24 protein-coding genes, 1 tRNA gene, 2 rRNA genes and 1 pseudogene are annotated in these 24,845 nt (G+C 61.1%); 19 read left to right on the top strand and 9 right to left on the bottom strand.

What is annotated here, in order from left to right; genetic code table 11:
* The 3 genes from J2Z31_RS12805 to J2Z31_RS12795 all read left to right on the top strand — a co-directional run.
* Positions 1-86 (top strand): 23S ribosomal RNA (locus tag J2Z31_RS12805); the annotation flags it as partial.
* A 235-nt stretch (positions 87-321) separates the two neighbouring features.
* Positions 322-436 (top strand): 5S ribosomal RNA (rrf, locus tag J2Z31_RS12800).
* A 75-nt stretch (positions 437-511) separates the two neighbouring features.
* Positions 512-588: transfer RNA gene (locus J2Z31_RS12795), tRNA-Met, on the top strand.
* A gap of 360 nt (positions 589-948) precedes the next feature.
* Here J2Z31_RS12795 and J2Z31_RS12790 read toward each other — a convergent pair.
* Positions 949-1,842: a LysR family transcriptional regulator gene (locus J2Z31_RS12790; RefSeq protein ID WP_209602250.1), complete on the bottom strand. Its 894-nt coding sequence runs from the start codon at positions 1,840-1,842 to the stop codon at positions 949-951.
* 140 nt (positions 1,843-1,982) lie between these two features.
* On the opposite strand from J2Z31_RS12790, the gene J2Z31_RS12785 reads away from it, so the two are divergent.
* On the top strand, positions 1,983-2,600 hold the full coding sequence (locus J2Z31_RS12785; RefSeq protein ID WP_209602249.1) for a nitroreductase family protein: 618 nt from the start codon (positions 1,983-1,985) through the stop codon (positions 2,598-2,600).
* 89 nt (positions 2,601-2,689) lie between these two features.
* Complete coding sequence (locus J2Z31_RS12780) at positions 2,690-3,643, top strand: DMT family transporter (protein WP_328243328.1); 954 nt, start codon at positions 2,690-2,692, stop codon at positions 3,641-3,643.
* A 48-nt stretch (positions 3,644-3,691) separates the two neighbouring features.
* Here J2Z31_RS12780 and J2Z31_RS29205 read toward each other — a convergent pair.
* Positions 3,692-3,784: pseudogene (locus J2Z31_RS29205) on the bottom strand (IS66 family transposase); the annotation flags it as partial.
* A 250-nt stretch (positions 3,785-4,034) separates the two neighbouring features.
* Between J2Z31_RS29205 and J2Z31_RS12770 the strand changes: the two are divergent.
* The 10 genes from J2Z31_RS12770 (at position 4,035) to deoA (ending at position 15,583) form a co-directional block, all read left to right on the top strand.
* Positions 4,035-6,167: a bifunctional diguanylate cyclase/phosphodiesterase gene (locus tag J2Z31_RS12770; protein WP_209602248.1), complete on the top strand. Its 2,133-nt coding sequence runs from the start codon at positions 4,035-4,037 to the stop codon at positions 6,165-6,167.
* A 242-nt stretch (positions 6,168-6,409) separates the two neighbouring features.
* Positions 6,410-7,261, top strand: a complete 852-nt coding sequence (locus J2Z31_RS12765; protein ID WP_209602247.1) for a hypothetical protein — start codon at positions 6,410-6,412, stop codon at positions 7,259-7,261.
* A 368-nt stretch (positions 7,262-7,629) separates the two neighbouring features.
* Positions 7,630-8,121: a metallophosphoesterase family protein gene (locus tag J2Z31_RS12760; RefSeq protein ID WP_209602246.1), complete on the top strand. Its 492-nt coding sequence runs from the start codon at positions 7,630-7,632 to the stop codon at positions 8,119-8,121.
* Positions 8,122-8,320: 199 nt separating this feature from the next.
* A complete protein-coding gene (locus tag J2Z31_RS12755; RefSeq protein WP_209602245.1) occupies positions 8,321-8,899 on the top strand; it encodes an alpha-ketoglutarate-dependent dioxygenase AlkB in 579 nt (192 codons plus the stop codon).
* Positions 8,900-9,246: 347 nt separating this feature from the next.
* Positions 9,247-10,782: an ABC transporter ATP-binding protein gene (locus J2Z31_RS12750; RefSeq protein ID WP_209602244.1), complete on the top strand. Its 1,536-nt coding sequence runs from the start codon at positions 9,247-9,249 to the stop codon at positions 10,780-10,782.
* Positions 10,779-11,909, top strand: coding sequence for an ABC transporter permease (locus J2Z31_RS12745; protein ID WP_209602243.1), 1,131 nt, complete (start codon positions 10,779-10,781; stop codon positions 11,907-11,909). Before J2Z31_RS12750 ends, J2Z31_RS12745 begins: the two co-directional genes overlap by 4 nt.
* A 3-nt stretch (positions 11,910-11,912) precedes the next feature.
* Positions 11,913-12,884, top strand: a complete 972-nt coding sequence (locus J2Z31_RS12740) for an ABC transporter permease (protein ID WP_209602242.1) — start codon at positions 11,913-11,915, stop codon at positions 12,882-12,884.
* A 182-nt stretch (positions 12,885-13,066) separates the two neighbouring features.
* Positions 13,067-13,462, top strand: a complete 396-nt coding sequence (locus tag J2Z31_RS12735; protein ID WP_408022026.1) for a cytidine deaminase — start codon at positions 13,067-13,069, stop codon at positions 13,460-13,462.
* A complete protein-coding gene (locus J2Z31_RS12730) occupies positions 13,459-14,256 on the top strand; it encodes a purine-nucleoside phosphorylase (protein WP_209602240.1) in 798 nt (265 codons plus the stop codon). The genes J2Z31_RS12735 and J2Z31_RS12730 overlap by 4 nt, the downstream gene beginning before the upstream one ends.
* A 10-nt stretch (positions 14,257-14,266) precedes the next feature.
* Positions 14,267-15,583 (top strand): thymidine phosphorylase, encoded by a 1,317-nt coding sequence (gene deoA, locus J2Z31_RS12725; protein ID WP_209602311.1) that lies wholly within the window; start codon positions 14,267-14,269, stop codon positions 15,581-15,583.
* Here the strand turns inward: deoA and J2Z31_RS12720 are convergent.
* The 7 genes from J2Z31_RS12720 to J2Z31_RS12690 form a co-directional block, all read right to left on the bottom strand.
* Entirely contained in the window at positions 15,576-16,097 is a 522-nt protein-coding gene (locus J2Z31_RS12720) for a retropepsin-like aspartic protease family protein (RefSeq protein WP_209602239.1), read from the bottom strand. The genes deoA and J2Z31_RS12720 overlap by 8 nt on opposite strands.
* Positions 16,098-16,235: 138 nt before the next feature.
* Complete coding sequence (gene upp, locus J2Z31_RS12715; protein WP_209602238.1) at positions 16,236-16,865, bottom strand: uracil phosphoribosyltransferase; 630 nt, start codon at positions 16,863-16,865, stop codon at positions 16,236-16,238.
* Positions 16,866-17,035: 170 nt separating this feature from the next.
* A complete protein-coding gene (locus J2Z31_RS12710; protein ID WP_209602237.1) occupies positions 17,036-18,010 on the bottom strand; it encodes an adenosine deaminase in 975 nt (324 codons plus the stop codon).
* Positions 18,007-19,227 (bottom strand): phosphopentomutase, encoded by a 1,221-nt coding sequence (locus J2Z31_RS12705; protein ID WP_209602236.1) that lies wholly within the window; start codon positions 19,225-19,227, stop codon positions 18,007-18,009. The genes J2Z31_RS12710 and J2Z31_RS12705 overlap by 4 nt, the downstream gene beginning before the upstream one ends.
* Before the next feature lie 183 nt (positions 19,228-19,410).
* Entirely contained in the window at positions 19,411-19,992 is a 582-nt protein-coding gene (locus J2Z31_RS12700) for a TadE/TadG family type IV pilus assembly protein (RefSeq protein ID WP_209602235.1), read from the bottom strand.
* Positions 19,993-19,999: 7 nt separating this feature from the next.
* Positions 20,000-20,620 carry a TadE/TadG family type IV pilus assembly protein gene (locus J2Z31_RS12695; RefSeq protein ID WP_209602234.1) on the bottom strand — a complete coding sequence of 207 codons (621 nt, stop codon included), beginning with the start codon at positions 20,618-20,620 and terminating at the stop codon, positions 20,000-20,002.
* 248 nt (positions 20,621-20,868) lie between these two features.
* Complete coding sequence (locus J2Z31_RS12690; protein ID WP_209602233.1) at positions 20,869-21,294, bottom strand: pilus assembly protein N-terminal domain-containing protein; 426 nt, start codon at positions 21,292-21,294, stop codon at positions 20,869-20,871.
* Positions 21,295-21,541: 247 nt separating this feature from the next.
* Here J2Z31_RS12690 and J2Z31_RS12685 point away from each other — a divergent pair, with 247 nt between their 5' ends.
* The 4 genes from J2Z31_RS12685 (at position 21,542) to J2Z31_RS12670 (ending at position 24,844) form a co-directional block, all read left to right on the top strand.
* Complete coding sequence (locus J2Z31_RS12685) at positions 21,542-21,724, top strand: Flp family type IVb pilin (protein ID WP_209602232.1); 183 nt, start codon at positions 21,542-21,544, stop codon at positions 21,722-21,724.
* A gap of 102 nt (positions 21,725-21,826) precedes the next feature.
* Positions 21,827-22,339, top strand: coding sequence for an A24 family peptidase (locus J2Z31_RS12680; protein ID WP_209602231.1), 513 nt, complete (start codon positions 21,827-21,829; stop codon positions 22,337-22,339).
* Positions 22,340-22,474: 135 nt separating this feature from the next.
* A complete protein-coding gene (gene cpaB, locus J2Z31_RS12675) occupies positions 22,475-23,284 on the top strand; it encodes a Flp pilus assembly protein CpaB (protein WP_209602230.1) in 810 nt (269 codons plus the stop codon).
* Positions 23,285-24,844 carry a type II and III secretion system protein family protein gene (locus J2Z31_RS12670; protein WP_234939368.1) on the top strand — a complete coding sequence of 520 codons (1,560 nt, stop codon included), beginning with the start codon at positions 23,285-23,287 and terminating at the stop codon, positions 24,842-24,844.
* The last annotated feature ends 1 nt before the right edge of the window (position 24,845 follow it).

The following is a 24,845-nucleotide window of genomic DNA, read 5'->3' as shown; positions in this document are numbered from 1 at the left end:
GAAGACGACCACGTTGATAGGCCGGGTGTGGAAGTGCGGCAACGCATGAAGCTTACCGGTACTAATCGTTCGATCGGCTTGATCGTTCCCATTGCCTATGCTCATCAAACGAAGTTTGATGATGCTATCTTCTGTCCTGACGCGCGTAGCGCTCCGGACGGGCCGCGCCAAAAGGCGCGACGGCCTTTGGCCTTGCGGAGCTTAAGCTCCGATACGTGCCCAAAGCGCCGCAAGACGTGTTCAAAACGAAGCAATCGCTTCACCAGCTTCTCGATTTAAATTGGCTCCCCTTCTTCGGGGAGCAATCTTGCGCTTTGCCGACCTGGTGGTTCTGGCGGGGTGGCTGCACCCGTTCCCATTCCGAACACGGCCGTGAAACGCCCCAGCGCCGATGGTACTTCGTCTCAAGACGCGGGAGAGTAGGTCGCTGCCAGGTCTGCAAAACGCAAGAAAAACAACATCTTCTCAAACACGCGGCCAAAAGCCAAACAACACCGCAAGCCAAAAATAACGCGGGGTGGAGCAGCCCGGTAGCTCGTCAGGCTCATAACCTGAAGGCCGCAGGTTCAAATCCTGCCCCCGCAACCAACGAGACTTGTAACTCTCTCCATCCAAGTCGCTTCTTCACGAGTTCCTCGGCGCAAAGCCTGAGGAACTCTTCGCGTTCGCCTCAGTGTCGAGCGGGCCGCGATCGATGAAATCGTGGTACTCGTACTCCCTGAGCGTCCGGCGGGGCCTGCTAAGGCGATGTGATTAAAGCTGAATCCGCACCCATGTGCGGTAATTCGGTGGTCGCTTAAAAGCTCGTTCGCTGTCGGGCCCATAGCGGAAATTTGCAATTCAACGACGGCTTCACGCCCCATGTCAGCCGTAGAGGTAAGCTTCCCACTGCCCGTTAGCAGACATCTCCGCGTTATGCTGACGGCAGAGATTGCGGCGTCGGGTTGATCAGGCTTCCTCCTGCATCTCATCGATAAGAAAATCCACGAAGGCGCGCACCTTTGGCAGGACATACTGGCGGGACGGGTAGACCGCGTAGATCGAGGTCTCGACCGGCGTCCAGTCGTCCAGCGCCGTCGTGAGCCTTCCTTCCGCGATGTCCTTTTCCACATAGATGCGCGGGATGAGGCTCAGCCCAAAGCCGCCAAGCAGGGCGTCGCGCACGGCAAGACTTGTCGTGACCTTGTAGCGTCCGCCGATCGCCACCCGCACAGTTCGCTCCTTCCGGGTGAAAGACCATTCCTGAGTATGGCCGGAGAGCGTGAACTGGACGCAATTGTGTGAGCGCAGGTCTTCCGGCTCGCCCGGCCGACCTGCACATGCGAAATAACCCGGCGAGGCGCAGACCACATGGCGCAATGTCATCAGCTTGCGCGCAATCAGGCTGGAATCTTCCAGCCGGTCGCTGCCGCGAATGGCAAGGTCGATTCCTTCCTTGACGAGGTCCACCCGGCGATCCTCGAGCTTCAGGTCGAGTGTCAGATCGGGATGGCGGTCTAGAAAGCCGACGATTGCATTCGACAGGCGCGCCAGCGTGAAAGCCATCGGGGCGCTAACACGCAGGAGACCGCTCGGCATACGCTGCATGGGGCCGAGCGAACTGTCGGCTTCAGAGAGATCGTCGAGAATGCGGGCGATCTGCTCGAAATAGCGCTCGCCGGCTTCTGTCAAGCTTAATCGGCGCGTGGTGCGGTTGAGCAGCCGCACGCGCAGATGCGCCTCCAGTTCCCTGATATTTTTGCTGACTGCAGCGGGCGAAAGCCCCATGCGGCGTGCGGCTTCCGCAAAGGAGCCCTGGTCCACGACCTGGCGAAAAACCTTTATGGCCTGCAGCTGATCCATATCGATTATTCACCAGCAGTCGTGAGTTTCAGTACCCGATAGCTGATTATCGAAATGTTGGGAAGGAATTATCTCGATCTCGTCAGCGACACACCGCCAGGGCAAAAGAAACTTGCGAGCTACCAAGGAGGTCGAGACCAATGAAGAACCCGATTATCGCTGCTATCGAAAGCCGCGTCTCCGCAAACCTGTTCGATGCCGAAAGGGCACTCAGCGATGAGCAAGTCGAGGAGCTTACAAGGCTGGCGACGCGCGCGCCCACTGCCTACAATCTTCAGAACTGGCGCTTCATCGCCGTCAGAACGTCTGAGGCGAAAGCGAGCCTTCAGGCTGCCGCTTACGGGCAGGCTAAGGTGGCCGAGGCCGCAGTTACCTATATTGTCTGCGGAAAGCTGCCCTCGCATACGGTCATGAAAGAGCGCCTTGGGCCCTCTGTTGAAGCGGGCTTCATGCCGGCCGAGATGGTCGGCGCCTGGACACGGGCAGTGGAAGACACCTATGGCGACAATCCGGAAAAACAGCGTGACGAGGCGGTTCGCACGGCAACGCTCGGCGCCGCCTTTCTGATGTTCGCGGCGGAAGCCTACGGGCTTGCTACCGGGCCGATGGTCGGCTTCGACCCGACGGCCGTCACGCGCCAATTCAGTCTTGCCGCCGACGAGATCCCGGTGATGCTGGTCGCCGTTGGATACGCCCGAGAAGGCAACTGGCCGCAAAAGCCGAGACTGCCGGTTTCCCGCGTCCTAGAGAGCATTTGAGCTGGCCGTCGTTCCGGTACTGGTTATCCAATCAATACATGCAAAGGCCTTGCCTGAAAAAGTCGCGCGTCCGTGGAAGGAGATGAAAAGTGAACAACAGTAGTGCGATGGGCGCGCATCTGGGAATGCTGCTCTGGGCCTTGATCGTCGGTGCTTCCTTTCCGGTGGTCGGCCTCCTGAGCGAAGGGCTCTCGCCGCTGCTTCTGACGGCGATGCGCTTTGCGATCGCAGCACTTGCGATGCTGCCGATGGCGTGGCGCGCGGGGCCGGCAGTGCCGAACCTTCGGGCCATGCTGCTTTACGCGGTCATGGGACTGTGCCTCGCCGGCTTCTTCGGAGTCATGTTCTGGGCCGCCCATCGGGTGAGCGCGCTTTCCATGTCGACCTTGTTCGTTTCCATGCCGCTGCTGGCTTACGGCCTTGGACGGGTTTTCGGTGTGGAAGCGCCCGCCCATCGCCTACCGGCCATCTTGGCGCTGGGGGCGGTCGGGGCTCTGGCGTTGGCGCTCGCCCAGAGCGGTGGCGATCTGCGGGGATTGCAGTTCGGCCGGAGCGAGGGCGCCTTCTTCCTGGGATGCATCGCGTCGGCGCTTTATCCAGTCCTGTCCAAATGGGGGTTGGCGCGGGGCGCTCTGTCGCGCGACGCGGCCGTACGCACGTTCTGGAGCCTGGCTTTGGGCGGCGTTTTGATCGCCATTGCCGGGTTAGTCACCGAGCCGGTAGCCGCGATGTCGCGAATGAGCTTTGGAGACGTGTTGCTGGTTGCCTATCTCGGTGTCTTTTCCAGTGGTGCGACCTTCTGGCTGATGCAGCGTGCGACCGGCGCGCTCACACCGGGCGCGGTGACAGCGTACAGCTATCTTGTCCCGTTCGTATCAATGCTGGTGCTGTTCTTGACGCGCCCGGACGTCATCGGTTGGCAGTGGCTTCCAGGCAGCCTGCTCGTGGTCACGGCGATTGCCCTGCTTTTTCGTGGTAGAGCGGGACAGGCCGCGGCCCCTGCTCCAGGTGGCGAGGGAACGCTCCGAATGCCGCCAAGGTAGCGCCATCCATGCTGTAACGGCCAGGGGGGTAATGACTGGTGTAGCCAATCACCTCAAGAATAAAGCCGATAGGCGGATTGCCCGCTCGGCGGCGTTGTTGTCGATCTCGACGGCGCCCTCGTCGAGGAAGCGGCAAAGCGACGACCAGCGGGTAAATCAATAGCGGGTCGCCTCCGCCGTGCTGCTCGAGCGCGGCAGTTCCGTAAGCATCTTGTCCCAGCACCGCCGGAGCGCAACGGTCGCGCGCAACGTTAGCCGCCCGTCACGCTGAGCTGATCGTTCATCGGATGCTAACCATCCTTCTTGACGAAAGCGCTATCGTTGCTTGCTAATGTGACAGTAGATATTTGCGGGACATGAGGTTCCAAAACCTTCCGATGGCGGAATCCGCATGTTCTCTTATTCCCCTTCTGACAGTCGCCGCCATGTTGCATCTGTTATCTCGACGACCGCTGTTTTCGTCCTGATCGCACTGGTTCTCGCTGGGCTGATGACACAAGTGATCAGCACAATGACTTCGAATGCGAACACGATCGACGACCGGCGTGCTGTCCGGGCGGCTGAAAGCGCGCTTGAGGACATCAAAGCGCGGATCAGCTCCACAGTCCGAGACAATTCTGTATGGGACGACGCATATGCAGCGATCTCTTCAGAGGATGCGGCGACATGGTCCTTCGACAACTGGGGCAAAACCAGCGAAGATTATCCGCTCTATGACGGAGCCGTGGTTATCGGACGGCAGGGCGAGATCATATCAGCCTACGCTAAGGGTAAGATATTCGACCCGCATGCTTACTTCGGTCCGTCATTCGCCGCACAGGTCAAGAGCGCTGCCAAACCTCAGCAGGATCCTTCCATCAGTTTCGTGAAAACGCCCGACGGGATTGCCGTCGTAGCGTCAGGGGCGGTTCAGCCGTTTATGGGGAAGGCAAAGGAAGATAGCCTGAGCGTGCTGACGTTCTACAAGCTGTTGACGCCGGCGGTGATCGCCGAAATCGCGGCACAACATCAGTTGACCGAGCTCCGCCTCGAGGAAACCGTCCGCCCCGACCTGCTGCACGCGGTGCTGAAAGATGGGATCGGGAATACCCTCGCCTATCTAAACTGGCCGAGCCAATCCCCCGGCACGCAGGTTTTAGAGCAGGTGTATCCCTATATTGTCGCCGCAGTGCTTGTATTGGCACTCTTCCTTGTTGGCGTGCTGCTTGCAGGCACGGCGGAAGCATCGAGATTGCGCGGATTTGCAACACGTGCTCGCTTTGAGGCCACGCATGACAGCTTGAGCGGCCTGCTCAATCGGAGCGGTCTCCTGGATTTTCTGGATCAGGCGTCGGCTCAGATTGGTGCCTCCGGACCCCTGACCCTTCATCTCGTGGACCTGGATGGCTTCAAGTCGGTCAACGACGCCTGGGGACATGCGGTCGGCGACGATCTCATTCGGATTGTGGCCAAGGCGCTCGCGACCTGCCATGAGGAGATCGTGGCAGCCGCCCGCCTCGGTGGGGACGAATTCGCACTCATTCAGGTCGGCGGTGCGACCCCGAGGCAAATTGAACATGCGGTGCTCAGCGTTTTCGCTGCTGCGTTCAAGATTGGGGGACGAACAATCGAAGTGGGTGCGAGCATCGGATCCGCGAGCCACGAACAGTTGGTTGCCTCACTCGAACTTCTGCGTCGCGCCGATATCGCTCTCTATCGCGCTAAGGAAAACGGCAAGGGCCAACTGGTCAAATATGACCCGGAACTGGATCGGGATCGTCTACGCGTTGCCGAACTCGAAAAGGAACTGCGCGACGCACTGGCCTCCGGAGAGGTGCAACCGGCGTTCCAGCCGCTGGTCTCCGCCACGACAGGAAGGATCACGGGTGTCGAGGCTCTCGCGCGGTGGCGCAGCAAAAATGGTCCTGTGAGCCCCGAAGTCTTCATCCCGCTGGCCGAAAAGTCCGGGCTCATTGACGCATTGGGCGCTGCGATACTCAAGGCTTCACTTCTTGAGGCGCGTGCCTGGCCTGGCATAAATCTTTCGGTCAACGTGTCTCCCATTCAATTGTGCAATCCAGATTTTGCGCCGTTTGTCATCTCAACATTGAACGAAGCTGGGTTCTATCCCAGGCGCCTTACTCTCGAAATTACAGAGGGCGTCTTGATGTCGAATCCCGACCAGGCCCGTCGCGCTATGGACGCATTGAAGGCTATCGGCGTAGGCTTCGCCCTGGACGATTTTGGCTGCGGCTACGCGAGCATCGGGGCCTTACGGCAGTTCGGTTTCGACCGGATGAAGGTCGACCGTTCTCTGGTCTGGGCGCTGGAAGAGGGCCAGGGGGAAGGTATACTCAATGCCACGATCGCTCTCGCAACGGCGCTCGGAATCCCGGTAACGGCCGAAGGTGTCGAAAATCCTTACCAAGCAGGAGTCCTTACACGTGCGGGCTGTGACCTGCTGCAGGGCTACCTGATCGGAAAGCCGGTGTCCGCTGATGAGATAACCAGAGCTCTAGTGGAGAAGGCCGCCGCTACCGCCTGAGGCGCCCCGCAAAAACGGACGGCGAACTGCAGGGCGACGATCGCCAGTGCAGAAGATCCGGAAATCATGCCGAACGGCCCCGGGGTGGGGATCACAGCGGGAAGTGCCAGCATCCCAATCATGGCCAACTCGTCGGGCCCAATCGGAACGAAACTGAAGACCTGAGCGGAATTCATCGTACCCCTTCCTCCGACAACGCTCCTACGGAGACCACCTTGTGCCGCTTATGATGGCTTTATTTGATGAAAGCAGCTTTGCTGGAGATTAGCGAAAGTGAGCGGCGCATTGCCGCTCGACCGGTCGGCTTGCTACCATCGCGGAACATGAATCGGATCGATCCACACGACTGGGGCTTTGAAAAAATCCGTGCCGTTGATGAGGGGCGGGCGGCATGGTTGGAATCTGCGGGATCATGCGATGCGCTGGTAGGGGTTCTGGTCAAAGCCCTGAACGAAGCCATAAATCGCAGGGACTTTCGGATCGCAGTCGATAGCAGGAACAATGCTTTCGTCGAGCGCCGTTCGATAGTGCAGTTTCAGATGTTACCGAGGTATTACGATTGGTTTTTCAGTGCGCGGACCGGCTACCGCGCGCAGTTTTGGATCAATCCCGCGGCCGGGCGTGCCTTCAATAGCGAGATTATGCGCTCGCTGGCGGACGTCTTGGCTCGCCGGCTGCCGGCCATGCTAACAGCCCAGCGCATCGAAGTGCGTACGGGTGACGGCGTGAGGCAGGAGGAGGACACAGGCACAATCGAAATCCCTTGCGAAGAGATTGCGCGGTCGCTTGCGCCGGACCGAGCAAAGATTTGGATTGCCGAGAGGCTCTATTCGAGCGGACGGATCGATGAGATTGGCCTTACGGTCCTGAGCGATGCGGCACGGAACAACGCCAATCTAAGTAACCCTAAGTGGGCCGAAGCGATCAATCCAAAGACCGGAGAAAAAGGAGAAGGATTGCGCGCGCCAACGCCGGGACCTGAAGAGTCTTGGCTCGATCTGAAGGGCGGTTTTCTGCTCGTTAATGGCGAGTCGGCCCAGATCAAGCCCCAGGACGAACGAGCGGAGCAGATAAACGAGCGTGGCTGGACCTGAGTGAAGGAAAGGGCCCAGGGACGAGCGTGCCCATTGTTACGAGCGCGCGAAAGCGAGCTACGGACCGATGTGGTGATTTGTCGGCCGCCGGCAGCGCCTTAAGATATTTCGTGCGCAGCTCGCCGACATTGGCGAGGATTCCGCCGCCTGACGGCTCGCGGCCGAGCCGCTCAAGCAGAGGCCGGCCTTGAGCCGCGCTTGCCGCCAAATGCCGTTCGGAAAGCATGAATGGCGACAAGCCGGTGATGAAGACGCACCACAATTTTAATGAGACATGTAGTAGACGCCGCACGAGTGCGGACGAACAGATAGAGCGGCGGTGTGAATGCATGTGAGCGCATCCGCTCTAGGCAGCCACGGTTGGCGAGATGATCTATTTTACGAGCGACACGCATTTTGGCGACGCGCGCGTGCTGCGCATCGACCGCCGGCCTTTCTCCAACATGGTCGAACACGATGCCGCCCTGATCGCCAACTGGAACAGTGCCGTGTCGCCCGACGACGAGATCTGGCACCTTGGTGATTTTGCCTCGAAGCGAGGGCGTTTTGCTGAGGACTTGCTTTCCCGGCTAAACGGCAGGAAGCATCTGATCATTGGCAATAACGATACAGCTGAAACGATCATGGCGGCAGGCTGGCAGAGTGCGCAGCACTATGCGGAGCTGATGATCGACGGGCAGCTGCTCATTCTCTGCCATTATCCGTTCCGGACCTGGAACCAGATGGGAAAGAAATCCGTCAATCTGCATGGGCACTCCCATGGGAGGCTGAAGCCGATGCCGCGACAGTTCGATGTGGGTGTGGATGTCAGGAGTCTGCGACCAGTCAGTCTGGCCGACATTCTGAACAGCCGGGCGTGAATTGAACCTGTGAGTGGCGCCTGGCGCATCGGACCGAAAATCGGAACCGATTTTCGGAAAGCTCGATGCGCAGATTCAAAGAAGATACAGCGACCTTTGCGCGTCCGAAAAGACGCGCGGCGCTGTATGCGGAACGTGTGGCGAGCAACGTTGTTTGGGGCCTGTATAGCTTCAAGTCGAACCGCGCCGTGAGGCGTTCATGCAAGACGATCTGTTTGGGGATGCATCGCCAAGCCTTCCTGAGGGCTTCCGCTACGAGCGGGACATCGTGCCGCGAATTCTCCAGGAGATGCTTCTCGAGATGATGCCGCGGCTCCCGTTCAGGGCGTTCGAATTCCACGGTTTCGAAGGCAAGAGGCGGGTCGTCTCCTTCGGCTGGAAGTATGACTTCAGCTCGGAGGAGGTACGCAAGATCGAGGCTATGCCGCCGATGCTGCTGCCCCTGCGCAAACTGGCAGCGGACTTCGCCCAACTGCCGCCGGAAAATCTCGAACAGGCATTGATCACCGAATATGACGTCGGCGCGCCCATCGGCTGGCATCGGGACAAAGCAGTCTTCGGCAATGTCGTCGGCATCTCGCTCCTTTCCTCCTGCACTTTGAGACTGCGCCGGAGAACGGCCGGCAGGTGGCAGCGTGCCTCCGTGATTCTAGAGCCCGGCTCCGCCTATCTTCTCTCCGGACCAGTGAGATGGGAGTGGGAGCATTCCATCCCGGCGGTGGAGCGGCTGCGATATTCGATCACTTTCCGGGAGTTGCGGGCGAGAGCGAGCGCGTGAGGCAACTCGCATGCACGGCTCGTCGCGCCGCAGTGACGGTGGGTAAGCGAATGGCGACCTGGAAGCACCGTTACCCAGAAATGCCCTCGACCCCTCGTGAATATTCACGCTGGACTCTCACCGATGCGATGAGAGTATAAGGAAGTTGCGATTTCGGGGCTTTCGCCTCGCGGAATCGATGATAAACCTATACCAAACGGTAAAAAAATGCCGGCGCGGCCTGCAGTGCCATGCGTCTCATCGGGGGCACAAAGGTTGCTGTAGCACTTTGAACTGCTGGAGGTCTGCTTTGAGACTTGCAGCAGGGCGGAAGCCGAAGCGGGCAAACAGGGGATCGCTAGGCCAATATGGACGATATTGCCATCGAATTGCGCGGGATCGACAAGAGTTTCGGTCTGGTCCATGCCAACAAGAACATCAATCTCAGGGTCAGAAAGGGCACGATCCACGGCATTATCGGCGAGAACGGCGCGGGTAAATCCACGCTTATGTCGATCCTCTACGGCTTCTATCAAGCCGATAGCGGCGAGATCCTCGTCAATGGCAAGTCGGTTGCCATTCGCGACCCGAACACGGCGATCTCCGTCGGTATCGGCATGGTGCACCAGCACTTCATGCTGGTCGAGAATTTCACCGTGCTCGAAAACGTCATGCTCGGCGCCGAGGACAACCAGATCCTCAACAAGGGCATCGCCAAGGCGAGAAGGGAGCTGAAGCGGCTCGAGCAGGAATATGCGCTCGAGGTCAACCCCGATGCGCTGATCGAGGAACTGCCGGTAGGCCTGCAGCAGCGGGTGGAAATCCTGAAGGCGCTCTACCGCAAGGCCGATATCCTGATCCTCGACGAGCCGACCGGCGTTCTGACGCCGGCGGAGGCCGACCATCTCTTCCGCATTCTCGACCAGCTCAAGGCGCAGGGGAAGACGATCATCCTCATCACCCACAAGCTGCGCGAGATCATGGCGATCACCGACGAGGTCTCCGTCATGCGCCGGGGCGAGATGGTCGCCACCCGCACGACGCGCGAGACCTCCGTCGAGGAGCTTGCCGAGCTCATGGTCGGCCGCCGCGTGCTGCTGCGGGTCGAGAAGGGCGAGAGCAGGCCGGGCGACGTGAAGCTCGCGGTTCAGGGACTGACGGTCAAGGACAGCCGTGGCGTGACCATGGTCGACGGCGTTTCCTTCGAAGTCCGCGCCGGAGAGATCGTCGGCATCGCGGGCGTCGCCGGCAATGGCCAATCGGAATTGCTCGAGGCGATTGCCGGCATTCGGAAGCCGACAGCCGGGACGGTTCTCTTGAATGGCAGGCCCGCCGATGTCGCCGGCCATGCCGATCCGGCGGAACTCAGAAGTCGCGGCCTTGCCCATGTCCCGGAAGATCGCCACCACGTCGGCCTCGTCCTGAAATTCGAGGAGAGCGAGAACGCGATTCTCGGCTATCACCGTGATCCGCGCTACTCGAACGGCGTTTTCCTGAATATCGACGCGATCCGCAGGGATGCCGAGGAAAAGATCGGCAAATACGACATCCGCCCGCCAAATGCGCGGCTGAAGACGGCCAATTTCTCCGGCGGCAACCAGCAGAAGATCGTGCTCGCCCGCGAGATGGAGCGCGATCCGGATGTGCTGATCATCGGTCAGCCGACCCGCGGGGTCGATGTCGGGGCGATCGAATTCATTCACAAGCGGATCATCGAAATGCGCGATCAGGGCAAGGCGGTCCTTCTGGTTTCCGTCGAGCTCGACGAAATCCGTTCTCTTTCCGACCGAATCTTGGTGATGTTCGCCGGGCGGATTGTCGGGGAGCGGAGCCCCGAGGCGACGGAAGGCGAACTCGGCCTCCTGATGGCGGGCGTCGAAGGCCGCAAGGAGGCCGCAGAATGAGCACCCCCTATGCGAAACTCCCGGGCTGGGTCGAATACGGCCTGATCCCGCTGGTCAACCTTGCCGTCGCCTTCCTCGTCGCCGGCCTGGTCGTCCTGCTCGTCGGCGAAAACCCGTTCGAAGCCGCCTATCATCTGATCAACGGCGCCTTCGGCCGCGGAGAGTATATCGGCTTTACGCTCTATTATGCGACGACCTTCATCTTCACCGGGCTTGCTGTCGCCGTCGCCTTCCATGCCGGGCTTTTCAACATCGGCGGCGAAGGTCAGGCCTATGTCGGCGGGATCGGCGTGGCGCTCGCCTGTCTCTGGCTCGATCAGGTGATGCCCTGGTATGTGGTTTTCCCGCTGGCGATCCTCGGCTCGGCCTTCTTCGGCGCCATCTGGGCCTTCCTGCCGGGCTGGCTGCAGGCCAGGCGCGGCAGCCACATCGTCATCACCACCATCATGTTCAACTTCATCGCCTCGAGCCTGATGGTCTATCTCCTGACGCGCGTCCTGAAGCCGCTCGGCTCCATGGCGCCGCAGACGCGCACCTTCGCCGAAGGTGGGCAACTGCCGAAACTCGACTGGTTGCTTTCGATTTTCGGGCTGAATGTCGGGACGGCTCCCTTCAATATATCCTTCCTGCTGGCGCTCGCCGCCGCCTTCGCCGTCTGGGTGCTGATCTGGCGCACGCGGCTCGGCTACGAGATGCGCACCATGGGGCACAGCCCCTCCGCTGCCCGCTATGCCGGCATTCGCGAAAGTCGCATCGTCGTCATCACCATGATGATCTCCGGCGGCCTTGCCGGGATGATGGCGCTGAACCCGATCATGGGCGAGCAGTTCCGCATGCAGCTCGACTTCGTCCAAGGCGCGGGCTTCGTCGGCATCGCCGTGGCGCTGATGGGCCGGTCCCACCCTGGCGGCATCATTCCCGCCGCGATCCTCTTCGGCGTACTCTATCAGGGCGGGGCGGAAATCGCTTTCGAGATGCCGTCGATCTCGCGCGACATGATCGTCATCATCCAGGGCCTCGTCATCCTCTTTGCCGGCGCGCTCGAGAACATGTTCCGACCGCCGATCGCCCGCGCCTTCGCCATGCGCGGCGAGCGCGCCGCCCTCGTCCAGACCAAGGGGGCCTGAGCCATGGATTTCTTCCACGTCCTCGTAGTGCTCCTCGAATCGACGATCCGCGTCTCGGTGCCGCTGGTCTTTGCCGCACTTGCCGGCCTTTTCACCGAGCGAGCCGGCGTTTTCGACATCAGCCTTGAAGGGAAGATGCTCGGAGCCGCATTCGCGGCAGGCGCGGCGGCGGCCGTTTCCCAGTCGGTCTGGGTCGGCCTCGTCGCCGCGATCCTCGTTTCCGTATTGCTGTCGCTCGTCCACGGCTATGCTTCGATCACCCAGCGCGGCAACCAGATCGTCTCGGGCGTGGCGATCAATTTCATCGTCGCCGGCGCCACGGTGATTCTCGGCGAAGCCTGGTTCCGGCAGGGCGGCCGGACGCCGGCGCTCGTCGAAGGCGCGAGATTCCAGGTCGTCAATTTCCCCGGCGCGGATGCGATCCGCGACGTGCCCGTGCTGGGGCCGGTTTATGCGGATCTTCTTTCCGGGCATTTCCTGCTGACCTATCTCGCCTTCGCCATGGTGCCGATCAGCTGGTGGATTCTTTTCCGGACGCGCTTCGGATTGCGGCTGAGGGCCGTCGGCGAAAACCCTGGAGCGGTCGATACCGCTGGCATCTCCGTGATCTGGCTGCGGTACCGCGCCGTCATCTGCTGCGGCATCCTCTGCGGTTTTGCCGGTGCCTATCTGTCGCTCGCGATGACGGCCGGTTTCGTCAAGGGCATGACCGCCGGCAAGGGTTATATCGCGCTCGCGGCCCTGATCTTCGCCAAATGGCGGCCGGTCAACGTCATGTTCGCCTGCCTGCTCTTCGGCTTCCTCGATGCGCTGGCGATCCGCTTGCAAGGAGCACCCCTGCCGCTCATCGGCCAGGTTCCGGTGCAGTTCATGCAGGCGCTGCCCTATATCCTCACCGTGATCCTGCTTGCCGGCTTCATTGGCAAGGCCATTCCGCCGAAGGCGGGCGGCGTGCCTTATGTGAAGGAGCGCTAATGCATGTCGCCCAAAAGTGTGGAGCGGTTTTGGGATAACGACATGCATGCAATAAAGACGCATGTCGCCCAAAAGTGCAGAGCGGTTTTGGGATAACGACATGCATGGATTAAAGATGCATGTCGCCCAAAAGTGCGGAGCCGTTTTGGGGCAACGACATGCATACTGAGAAGGACAGACCCATGCCTGAGAAGGAACTCTACGTCGCCGCGCGTGAAGCCATGTCCAAGGCGCATGCGCCCTATTCCAAGTTTCCGGTGGGCGCGGCGATCCGCGCCGAAGACGGCAAGATCTATACCGGTGCCAATATCGAGAACCTGTCGTTCCCGGAAGGCTGGTGTGCGGAGACGACGGCGATCAGCCATATGGTGATGGCCGGCCAGCGCAAGATCATGGAAGTGGCAGTCGTAGCCGAGAAGCTGGCGCTATGCCCGCCCTGCGGCGGCTGCCGCCAGCGACTGGCGGAGTTTTCCGGCGCGAGCACGCGCATCTATCTCTGCGACGAGACCGGCATCAAGAAGAGCCTGGCGCTTTCCGACCTCTTGCCGCACAGCTTCGAAACCGAGGTCCTCGGATGACTGCGACAGCAAACTTTCTGAAGGAAAAGCTGGGAACCATCTCGCCCCGCTACGGCATCGTGCTCGGCTCCGGCCTCGGCGCGCTCGTCGAGGCGATCGAAAAGCCGATCCGCGTTCCCTACTCGCAGATCCCAGGCTTCCCGTCGAGCAGCGTCTCCGGCCATGCGGGTGAATTCGTGGCCGGCAGGCTCGGCGATGTTCCTGTGGCGATGCTTTCAGGCCGTGTCCACTATTATGAGCGCGGCGACTCCAACGGGATGCGTTTGCCGATCGAGACGCTGAAGCAGATTGGCGTTGAAAGCCTTATTCTCACCAATTCCGCCGGGTCGCTGCGCGAGGACATGCCGCCCGGTTCCGTGATGCGCATTGCCGATCATATCGCCTTTTCCGGTGTCAATCCGCTGATCGGCGAGGAAGGCGATGGTCGTTTCGTCGGCATGACGAACGCCTATGACGCGGCTCTTGCCGAGCGGATGGAGGAGGCTGCCGACCGCCTAGGCATCCCCCTCGCACGCGGCGTCTATATGTGGTTCTCCGGCCCGAGCTTCGAGACACCGGCGGAGATCCGGATGGCGCGCATCCTGGGCGCAGATGCCGTCGGCATGTCCACCGTGCCGGAGGTCATCCTGGCGCGCTTTTTCGGACTGAGGGTCGCGGCAGCCTCCGTCATCACCAATTTCGCAGCCGGTATGACCGGGGCCGAACTCAGCCACGAGGAAACGAAGGAAATGGCGCCGCTTGGCGGCGAGCGTCTTGCCTCGATCCTGAAGCAAATGATCACGAGCGAAAGCTGAACGGCGGCCGCTGACGATGCTCCCCCAGGAAGTCATCCGAAAGAAGCGGAATGGTGGCGCCCTCGAGGCGGCGGAAATCGCCGGCTTCGTGCAGGGGCTCACCGACGGTTCGATCTCCGAGGGTCAGGTCGCCGCCTTCGCCATGGCGGTCTGGTTCTCCGGTATGGACGGCGGCGAATGCGTCGCGCTGACGCGGGCAATGCGCGATTCCGGGGAGACGCTCGATTGGAGCGGTCTCGGCCGCCCCGTCGTCGACAAGCATTCGACTGGCGGTGTCGGCGACAATGTCTCGCTGATGCTCGCGCCCATTGTCGCTGCTTGCGGTGCCGCGGTGCCGATGATCTCTGGTCGCGGGCTCGGCCACACCGGCGGCACGTTGGACAAGCTCGAATCCATTCCCGGCTACGATATCCAGCCTCCACCCGAGCTGTTCCGCCAGGTGGTCGACGAGGTCGGCTGCGCCGTTATCGGCCAGACCGCCAATCTCGCGCCGGCCGACAAGCGCCTCTACGCCATCCGCGACGTGACCGCAACGGTCGATTCCGTGCCGCTGATCACCGCCTCGATCCTGTCGAAGAAGCTCGCCGCCGGGCTGCAATCGCTGGTGCTCGACGTGAAGCTCGGCAACGGCTCCTTCATGGCCGAACCCGAGGAAAGCGAATTGCTCGCGCGTTCGCTCGTCGACGTTGCCAATGGCGCGGGCGTGCGCACCTCGGCGCTGATCACCGACATGAATGAGCCGCTTGCAGACGCGGCAGGAAACGCGCTCGAGATAGAAAATTGCCTGGCTTACCTGCGCGGTGAAAGGGCGGGAACGCGGCTCGATAGCGTCGTCATGGCTCTCGCGGCGGAAATGCTGGTCGCGGCCGGGTTGAATGCTGACCGGGCCGAAGCTGAAGCGATGGCGCGGCGCGCCTTGACGAGCGGCGCCGCGATGGAGCGCTTCGCTCTCATGGTCCATCGCCTCGGCGGACCCGCCGATTTCGTCGAGCGTCCTGCCGCCTACCTCGAAAGGGCGCCGGCCGTGGTGCCGGTCCCGGCCGGGCGGGATGGCTATCTCGCAGCCTGTGAAACGCGCGAGCTCGGAATGGCGGTCATTGCGCTCGGTGGCGGGCGCACGCGGCCGGAGGATCGGATCGACCATCGGGTCGGGCTCTCGGAATTGCAGCCGCTCGGAACGAGGGTGCAAAGGGGCGAGCCGATCGGCTTCGTTCATGCCGCCGATCGGCGCCAGGGCGAGTTGATGGCGGATCGGATCGCGACGCATTTTACAATCGCGGACGCGGCGCCCGGTCCGCGTCCCGTCATCCTCTCGACGGTTACTTGACCATATGCAGCGCGCCGTTCTCTACGCGATAGGACGATAGCCGGCTCAGAAACGACATGCCGACGAGTGTGCCCGAGAGCGCCTTGTCCGGCAGAACCATGGCTTCGACATGCTTAAGCGATATGCCGCCGATCTCGACCCGATCGAGTTCGACGTGAGCCGCCTCCACCATCCCATTCGCCGTCTGTGCCCGACCGTTGAACGAGAGGCTGCCGACGGCAATGCCGAAGCGCCGGGCCGCAGAGGTGTTTATTGCGACCACGCTGGCGCCGGTATCGACCATTCCCGTTTCCCGCTTCCCATTGATATGGAAGGTGCCGATGAAGTGCCCGTTGCGGTCGGCCTCGAGCACCACGCCCTTGCCGCTGGCATAGCTCGCCGGTGCCGTAACCGACGTCTGCGGCGGCGGCGATGCACTGTTGCTGTGTCGGGCAAGATAGCTGGAGGCAAATTCCGGGACGACGAGCGCAAGGGCGGCAAGTCCACCGGCAAAAGCGAGGAGGCGTGTGACCATTCTTGACTCCGGATATCGCAGGAGTACGGCCTGCGGATCTTTGGCGGATCTTCGGCGGATGATCGCTAACGTCCAGCAAAAAGGCCGCCGGAAAACCGGCGGCCTGGCGTCTCATCTTCCGGTCTGGTTAAGGAAGCTCTACTTCGTGCCATACATGCGGTCGCCTGCATCGCCAAGTCCGGGCACGATATAGCCTTTCTCGTTGAGGTGGCTGTCGATGGCGGCGGTGAAGACCGGCACGTCCGGATGCGCCGACTGGAAGTTCCGGATCCCTTCGGGGGCAGCCAAAAGGCAGAGAAAACGGATGTTCCTGGCGCCGCGCTCCTTCAACTTGTCGATCGCCGCGATCGATGAATTACCGGTCGCCAGCATCGGATCGACGACGATGACGAGGCGTTCGCTGAGGCCCTCCGGCGCCTTGAAATAATATTCGACCGGCTGCAGCGTCTCATGGTCGCGGTAGACGCCGATATGCGCGACGCGCGCCGACGGGACGAGCTCGAGCATGCCCTCGAGCAGTCCGTTACCGGCGCGCAGGATCGAGGCGAAGACCAGCTTCTTGCCCTCGAGCACCGGCGATTCCGTCTCCTCGAGCGGCGTCTCGATCCGCTCCATGGTGAGCTCCAGGTCGCGCGTGACCTCATAGCAGAGCAGTGTCGAGATCTCCTTGAGCAACCGGCGGAAGCCCGCAGTCGACGTCTCCTTCTTGCGCATGATGGTCAGCTTGTGCTGCACCAGCGGATGATCGATCACTGTAACGCCGTCCATGGCTCACCTTCCCGCGAGAATTGGTTTTATCTGCTTCTTTTCCATGGAATGAGAGGAGGCCGCAAGGCCGATGCTCGAACTTGCCTGCGGAATTGCCCCGTCATCTGCCGAGCGCCCTATCCTCGGGCTAACACCGAGAGAGCGGCAGTCGCCGCACGTCACAGCGATATTCAAACGTGCAGCGCCGAGAGCAGCCTCTCCCTTGTCGGCTCATCCACGAATGCGGATTCGATCGCCGTCCTCGTCATGCGATCGATCTCGCTGTCGTCGAAGCCCATGACGTGAGCCGCGATCTCGTATTCCTGCACGAGCGAGGTGTGGAAGAAGGGCGGATCGTCGGAATTGAGCGTGACGCGAACGCCGGCATCGTAAAGCGGGCGTAGCGGGTGCGAGGCGAAATCGGGAAAAACCTTGAGCGAGATGTTGGAGCCGGGGCAGACCTCCAGCACCACTCCCTCGTCGGCCAGGCGCTTGACCAGGCCCGCGTCATCGATGGCCCGGACCCCATGGCTGATGCGCGCCGGGCGCACGTGGTCGAGCGCGTCGCGCACGCTGAACGCGCCGGACAGTTCGCCGGCATGGATGGTGAGCCCGAGACCGGCATCGCGCACGATGTCGAATGCGCGGGCAAATTCCGCGACGCTGTGCATGCGCTCCTCACCGGCGAGATTGAAGCCCGTCACGAGCGGATGGCGGCGCATGGCAGCATATTCGGCGGTGCTGATCACCGATTCCGGTCCGAGATGGCGAATTCCCGTGATCAGCATGCGCGACTCGATGCCGGTCCTCGCTTTGGCTGCTTCCATACCCGCGGCGAGCCCTTCGATATAGGCGTCGGCACCAAGCCCGATCGTGTTGCCATGGTCCGGCGAAACGATGATTTCGCTATAGATCGTTCCAGCTTCCGCAAGCTCCGTCAGATAGGCCTCGGCCAGCAGCGCATAGTCGCCTTCGGTGCGGAACAGCGAGGCGACCGCATCGTAGCATCTCACGAAGCTGGTGAAATCTTCCCAGACATAGGCCTTGTCGCGGATGATATTGCTCGTATCGATCCCGTATTTGCGCGCCTGTCGCAGCGCCAGCTCCGGCGGCGCGGCGCCTTCGATGTGGCAATGCAGCTCGGCCTTCTTAAGATGTGCGGTCAAATGAGGCTTCTCCCATGGGCGCCCGGCGCGATCCCGAGATGTCCGGCGACCGTCTCCCCGATATGCGCGAAACTGTTGGCAATGCCGAAGGAGCGGCTCCTCAGCGACGGTCCGAACATCAGCACGGGCACGCGCTCCCGAGTATGGTCGGTGCCGCGCCAGGTCGGATCGCAGCCATGGTCGGCGGTGAGGATGACCATGTCGCCTGGTCTTAAGCGGCGGTCGAGATCGGGCAGGCGCGCATCGAAGGCTTCGAGCGCTGCGGCATAGCCCGGTACGTCGCGGCGATGGCCGTAGAGCATGTCGAAATCGACGAAATTGGCAAAAACGAGGTCGCCGTCCTCCGCCTCTTCAATGGCCTGCAGGCTCGCGTAGAAGAGCTCCATATTGCCGTTAGCCTTGGTGAGCTTCGTCACGCCCTGATGTGCGAATATATCGCCGATCTTGCCGATCGCATGCACGTTGCGACCTGCCTCACTCAGTCGGTCGAGTACGGTCGGTTCTGGCGGCAGCACCGAATAGTCGCGGCGATTGCCGGTGCGGGTGAAATGGCCGGGCTCGTCGCCGATGAAGGGGCGGGCGATGACTCGGCCGATATTGTAGGCGTCGACGAGCCGGCGAACGATCTGGCAGAGCTCGAGGAGCCGCTCGAGCCCGAAGGTCTTCTCATGGGCCGCAATCTGCAATACCGAGTCGGAGGAGGTGTAACAGATCGGTTTGCCGGTCCGCATGTGCTCTTCGCCATGGCGGGCGATGATGTCCGTGCCGGAAGCGTGGCAATTGCCGAGAATGCCGGGGATTTCGCCCTCGCGGCACATCGCGTCCACGAGCTCGGGAGGAAAGGCATCGCCTTCCTTGGGGAAATAGCCCCAGTCGAACATCACGGGTGTGCCGGCAATCTCCCAATGGCCGGAGGGGGTGTCCTTGCCGCGCGAGACTTCGCTGGCCGCGCCGTAGACGCCGTAGACCCGTTCCGGCAACGGCATGCCTGCGGGCACTCGGCCGCTCGCGAGCTTGGCTGCATGGAGGAGCCCGAGCGCCGACATGTTGGGGAGATGCAGCGGCCCTTCGCGCAAGCCGCGGCGGTCGCCGGCGCCCGCGGCGCAGAACTCGGCGATGTGGCCGAGCGTATCGGCGCCGAGATCGCCGTAGGCTTCCGCGTCCGGCGCGCCGCCGATGCCGAAGGAGTCGAGCACAAAGAGAAAAGCACGCGCCATGAAGCACCCGGTTGGACTACAGTGCATTTGTGCGACGTCACGCGATTCCACCTGACTGCAAAATGCTCAAAGCGCGAAGACGGGCCGCGCAATCCGGCAGAGATAGCGCGCCGGTTCATCCAATGCAATTGAGCGCGGACTTACTGCGGGAGATCGGCTCCGCCACGGGTCAATGACCGCCGATCAGCAATTCGTGCATTTGATCATGTTGCCGAAGCGCTGCCGGTAATAGGCTGTCTTCGACAGATCGACGGTGTTCACGGTGCTCTCGAGATTGGGTGCGAAGAGCAGGAGTTCGTGTGGAACTACGAGTTCCGTGCGCACGATGAAGGCGTTCACCGCGTCGAGTTCCGATGGGATGGGGGTGGTGGAATTGGCGGGATAGGGCGTTGCGCCGTTCTCATCGCGCGACCAGACGACTTTGCCGGTCGTCGTTCCGGTGACCTGGATGCCGGTGACTTTCAGCGTGTAGTTCGAGCTGTCGTAGGGAGCGAGAATGCTTTTCGCAACCTCCTTCATATCGTCCAGAAAGGCCGTGTTGACCTCCTGCTGCTGCGAGACGATGTCGGCGACGGCGCTCGATGCGCGCGCGACCTTGCGAAGCACGGTGAACCCGAGCGAGATTTCGAAGGCGCCGATATAGGCCATGATCAATAGTGGCGCGACAATCGCGAATTCGACGCCGCCAACGCCGCGTCGATCCTTGAACAGGCGCGCCAAAGGTCCGAACACGCGAGCAATGGGGGATTCGGGCGACCGTCTCATGGCGTCCTCAATAGTTTTCATTCTGAACGGTCGCGGTGGCGACCATCAGAAAGTCTCGGGGCATGGTCGTACCGGCGGGGCGCAGGTTGGTCACATAGGGCCGAACGAGATCGGTGATCACTTCCCAGCGGTAATAGGCGCGCACCATTGTGAATTCCCCCGCACCGCCGGGCGCGAACTGGAAACCGCTGGTGTCGAGATCGGATGACGAGGAAGAACCGATCCGCGGCACCGCCGGCGGAAACGTCTTCAGATCGGTGATCTTGCGCACATCGAGATAGAGCTTCTCCGGATCCACTAGCTCGGTTGCCGAGCAGGTCATCAGGATTGCGATCTCGTCGCAAAAGGCCTGGCGGAACTGGGCCTCCGTCATGTCCGTCGACTTGCCCTGATTGAACGTGATCTCGCCGGTGCGAATCTTGCGCGCCAGCGTATCCGTTGCATTGGCGAGCAATTGTTCGCCGGTGAAAGCGACGAAGGTTTCGATCGAGGCAAAGACGACGAGAAAGAAGGGCAGTGCGAGGATCGCGAACTCGATCGCGGTCGCGCCCTTTCTGTCGCCGACGAGGCGACGGAAAACGTGATGGAGCCACAGCCGAGGCGTGGAGGATTGCGTATCAGTCGACATTTGCGCCGTTCCGTCATGTCACGTCGGAGCCAACGGAGCTTGCACCTGCAGCCCCGCGATTTCCCCTTGGATCGCGCAAGAATAGCTCGGGACGGTTGAGAATTCCTTTTCGCCTGTCAGTAAAATTTTAGTGGTGTTGATTTTTCATTAGAGAATGCTGAAGACAGGCGGCGTCATCTGACTGGCACAAATGCGGAAAGAGCAAGGCTTTCCGATTCCTGGTCGATCCGACCAAAAACCATCGGGATCTAGTCGGATTGAGCGGCTTCCTGGCGCTCCGCATGCCGCTCGCAGTTCGGGGAGCAGGAAAAGACGGTGCGCGTCGTTTGCTTGTAGACGCGCAGGGTATTGCCTTCGTCGATCGACACGAGAATGCGCTCATCGACGATCGCATTGCCGTCCTGGTCGAGGATAACGAGGTTTGTCGTGCCGAAGCTGCGCCCGGTGAGCACGATCGTCCTCGCATCCGCGACCGTAGCGTCGGCGACATCCGCATTGCCGATGATTACCTTGCTGACGGGACGGTCCAGCTTCAATACGCGCGCGTGATCCATATAGACCCGCATCATCTCTTCCGCCGCAAGCGCGCCGCCCGGGGCAAAGGCCGACGGCAGCCCGACAAGGATTGCGGAGACGAGCGTGGCGACCCTGCTGGCCGCGAGAGACGTATTCATGGCGTTTCCCGATGAGAATGACGGCCTATCCTGCCGCCTTTTGGTGAATGAATGGTTACGTAAACGCGCTGCAATTTGCCGTGTCTCTTTCCAGGGCATTTACCCAGGAAAGCGGGCTTGCCCGTTTACTGGACGCTAACCTCTTTCCTTAAGCCGGTAGCAATCGACCCCCGTTAAATTCAAGGGCATCCGATCAACGGCAACAGTTGGCGGAAGTGCTGACAACAAGTGACGTAGGAGAATTTCCATGAAGACCATTTTCGCTCGCCTGCTGAAGGACGAATCCGGCGCAACCGCCATCGAATACGGCCTGATCGCGGCCCTGATCTCGGTCGCGCTGATCACTGGCGCGACGGCCCTCGGCGACTCCCTCGACAGCATGTTTACCGCTCTCGGCGGCAAGATGACGACCGCTGAAGACAACATGTAATTCGTTCGGGGCCTAGCAACGAACACGGAGAGCCGTTTCCTTCGAAGCGGCTCTCTTTTTCGACGTAGTTGCCTTGTATCTCTTGCAGTTTAAGAGGACGGCATGACAATTGCTTGCATCGTGGTCATTCTTCCGTTCTGTCTCGCGCTGGCGGCGTTCTCGGATCTTTTCACAATGGCCATACCGAATCGCATCTCGGCGATATTGCTGGGCGCATTCATCATTGTTGCGCTTCTTGCTAATATCGGTGTGGGACAGATCGGCCTGCATATTGCCGCGGCTGCCGTTGTCTTTGCGGTGTGCTTCTGCCTTTTTGCGGCGAGCATCATGGGCGGGGGCGACGCCAAGCTCTTGACTGCCTGTACCGTCTGGTTCGGCCTCGATGCATCGCTCGTCGCTTTCCTGGTGTATGTCTCCATTTTCGGCGGGCTGCTAACACTCGCTGTACTTTTCTTACGCAGTCATGAGAACGCCATTCTAGCGAGCGGCATCCCGGTGCCGCAGCTTCTGCTGACGGCGAAGAAAATCCCTTACGGCATCGCCATCGCGCTCGGCGGTTTTGCCGCTTACCCCTCTTCGCCGATGATGCAGCTCGCCTTTGCGCAGCTGTCGTAAGCTCGCTCTTAAAAAGCAACGAGCGCTGCATCCGCTCTGTATTTGTTAACCATCTATATAAGCAGCTCGTTAACCATAATTACACCAATTGCTGATCAATCTGGTCCCGGGGATTCTCAGGGGCTCGGCAAGATCATGAAACCGGTGCGCATCATTATTCTGGCGGTGGCCGTCGGCTCGGCGGCGATGGCCGGATTGTTGGCGATGAAGCTCACCCGCGGTGGGACGCCGCATATCGCTGCAGCCGTCGTCGAGCGCGAGCCGACCATCAACGTCCTCGTCGCTTCCAAGAGCCTGCCCGTTGGCTCGCGGCTCGGGGGCGATTCGATCCATTGGACGGCCTGGCCAGAGGACAATGTCGCCGAAGGCATGATCACCGAGGAAAACCGGCCTGGGGCGATAGACGATCTTTCCGGTGCCGTCGTTCGCCTGCCGATCTTCGGCGGCGAGCCGGTACGGGCGGAAAAGATCGCCGATTCGTCGAGCCGCATCATGTCGTCGCTGCTGCCGGCCGGAAAGCGGGCCGTCGCCACCGAGATCACGGTTGCGACCGGTGCCGGCGGCTTCATCCTTCCGAACGACCGGGTCGACGTGATCATGGTGCGCAAGTCCGATGGCGATGGGGTCTACCTGACGGAAACGGTGCTCAGCAATGTCCGGGTGTTGGCGATCGACCAGCAGGTCGAAGTGAAGGAGGACGGCTCCAAATCCGTCATCGGCACCACGGCGACGCTCGAACTTACGCCCGACCAGTCGAAGGTGATGACGGTCGCGCAGCAGATGGCCGAGCGCATCTCGCTGGCGTTGCGCAGCGTCGCCGATGCCCAGGAGCCGGACACGGTTGCGGCCGATTATTTGCTCAGCGGCGACGGTCAGCCGGCGATCCAGGTCATCAAGTCGGGCTCCATCGTCAAGAGCGATGGCGCCGTCCAGAATCAGCAATAGATGGGGCGCAACGTGAAACGGAATGGAAAAAGGTTTCGAGCGTCCGTCGCAGCCGGTCTTTCCCTTTGCCTGGCATTTTCGGGGATTACTCTGCCGATGGTTCCAACGGCAGAAGCGGCATCCTCTTCGGTCGTGCGGATCACGGAAAGCGGGCCGGGTGTGAAGAAGAGGGTCAATCTCGGCCTTAACAAGGCGGTGGTCGTGGATCTGCCCGCGGACGCGCACGACATCCTCGTTGCCGATCCCGAACTGGCCGATGCCATAACCCGCACGTCGCGTCGCATCTATCTCTTCGGCAAGGCCGTCGGCCAGACGAACATCTTCGTCTTCGGCTCCAATGGCGAGGAGATCGTCAGCCTCGACGTCGCCGTCGAGCGCGACGTTGCCGGGCTCGAGGCGAACCTGCGCCGCTTCATTCCGGACTCGGACATCAAAGTGGAAATCGTCTCGGACAACGTGGTCCTGACAGGAAGCGTGCGCACGCCGCTCGACTCCAACAGGGCCGTGGACCTCGCACGCGCCTTCCTGAAGGGTGGTGAGGCGACGACGCGCAACATCACCGTCCAGGGCGACAATGGTGACGGGGATATCTTTGCGGAGGCCCGCCAGACCTCCCAAATCGTCAACCTGCTGACGATCGAGGGCGAGGATCAGGTGACGCTGAAGGTGACCGTCGCGGAAGTGAGCCGACAGGTGCTGAAGCAGCTTGGTTTCAACGGCAGCGTCTCGGACGGCGAAAGTGGCATCAGTTATCGCAACCCGGCGAATTTGGGTGATGCGGTCAATGTATTCGCCAATGCCGCGATTCGCGGTTCGATCGGCGGGACAACCATAACGAGCTACATCAACGCTATGGAACAGGCAGGTGTCATGCGTACGCTTGCCGAACCCAGCCTCACTGCGATTTCCGGCCAGGAAGCCAAGTTTTACGTCGGGGGTGAATTCCGGCTCGCCGGCGTCCAGGAAGTTACGGCAGACGACGAAACGGGTGCGCCAACGATCGAGCGGGAGGTGAATGACGTAGAATACGGCATTCGGCTGAACTTCAAACCGGTAGTTCTCGGGGCTGGTCGCATCAGCCTGCAGATAGAAACAGACGTGTCCGAGCCGACCTACGAAGGATCCGTTGTAACCGGTAACGGGTGGGGAAGCGCCAGACCGGGCATCCCCGGCAACACTTTCCTCGGCATCCGCCGGCGCGAGGCCTCCACCAGTGTCGAACTGCCATCGGGCGGATCTATCGTAATCGCGGGCCTTGTCCAGGACAACATCCGCCAGGCTCTTTCAGGAGTGCCCGGCGCCTCGAAGATCCCGATCATCGGCACGCTGTTCCGCAGCAAGGACTTCCAGCGCAACGAAACGGAACTCGTGATCATCGCGACGCCCTATCTGGTGCGCCCGGTCGCCCGAAGCGCGCTGTCGCGGCCGGACGACAACTTCAATGCGGCGAACGATGTCGAGAGCTTCTTCCTTGGCCGCGTCAACAAGATCTACGGACGCCCGCAAGCCGGGGTGCCAGTCGGCCGATATCACGGCAATGTCGGCTTCATCTACAAATAGG

The organism is Sinorhizobium kostiense (assembly GCF_017874595.1).
Taxonomy (GTDB): Bacteria; Pseudomonadota; Alphaproteobacteria; order Rhizobiales; family Rhizobiaceae; genus Sinorhizobium; species Sinorhizobium kostiense.
Note: the sequence above shows the minus strand (reverse complement) of the source record. Positions and strands in the feature narration are given on the sequence as shown.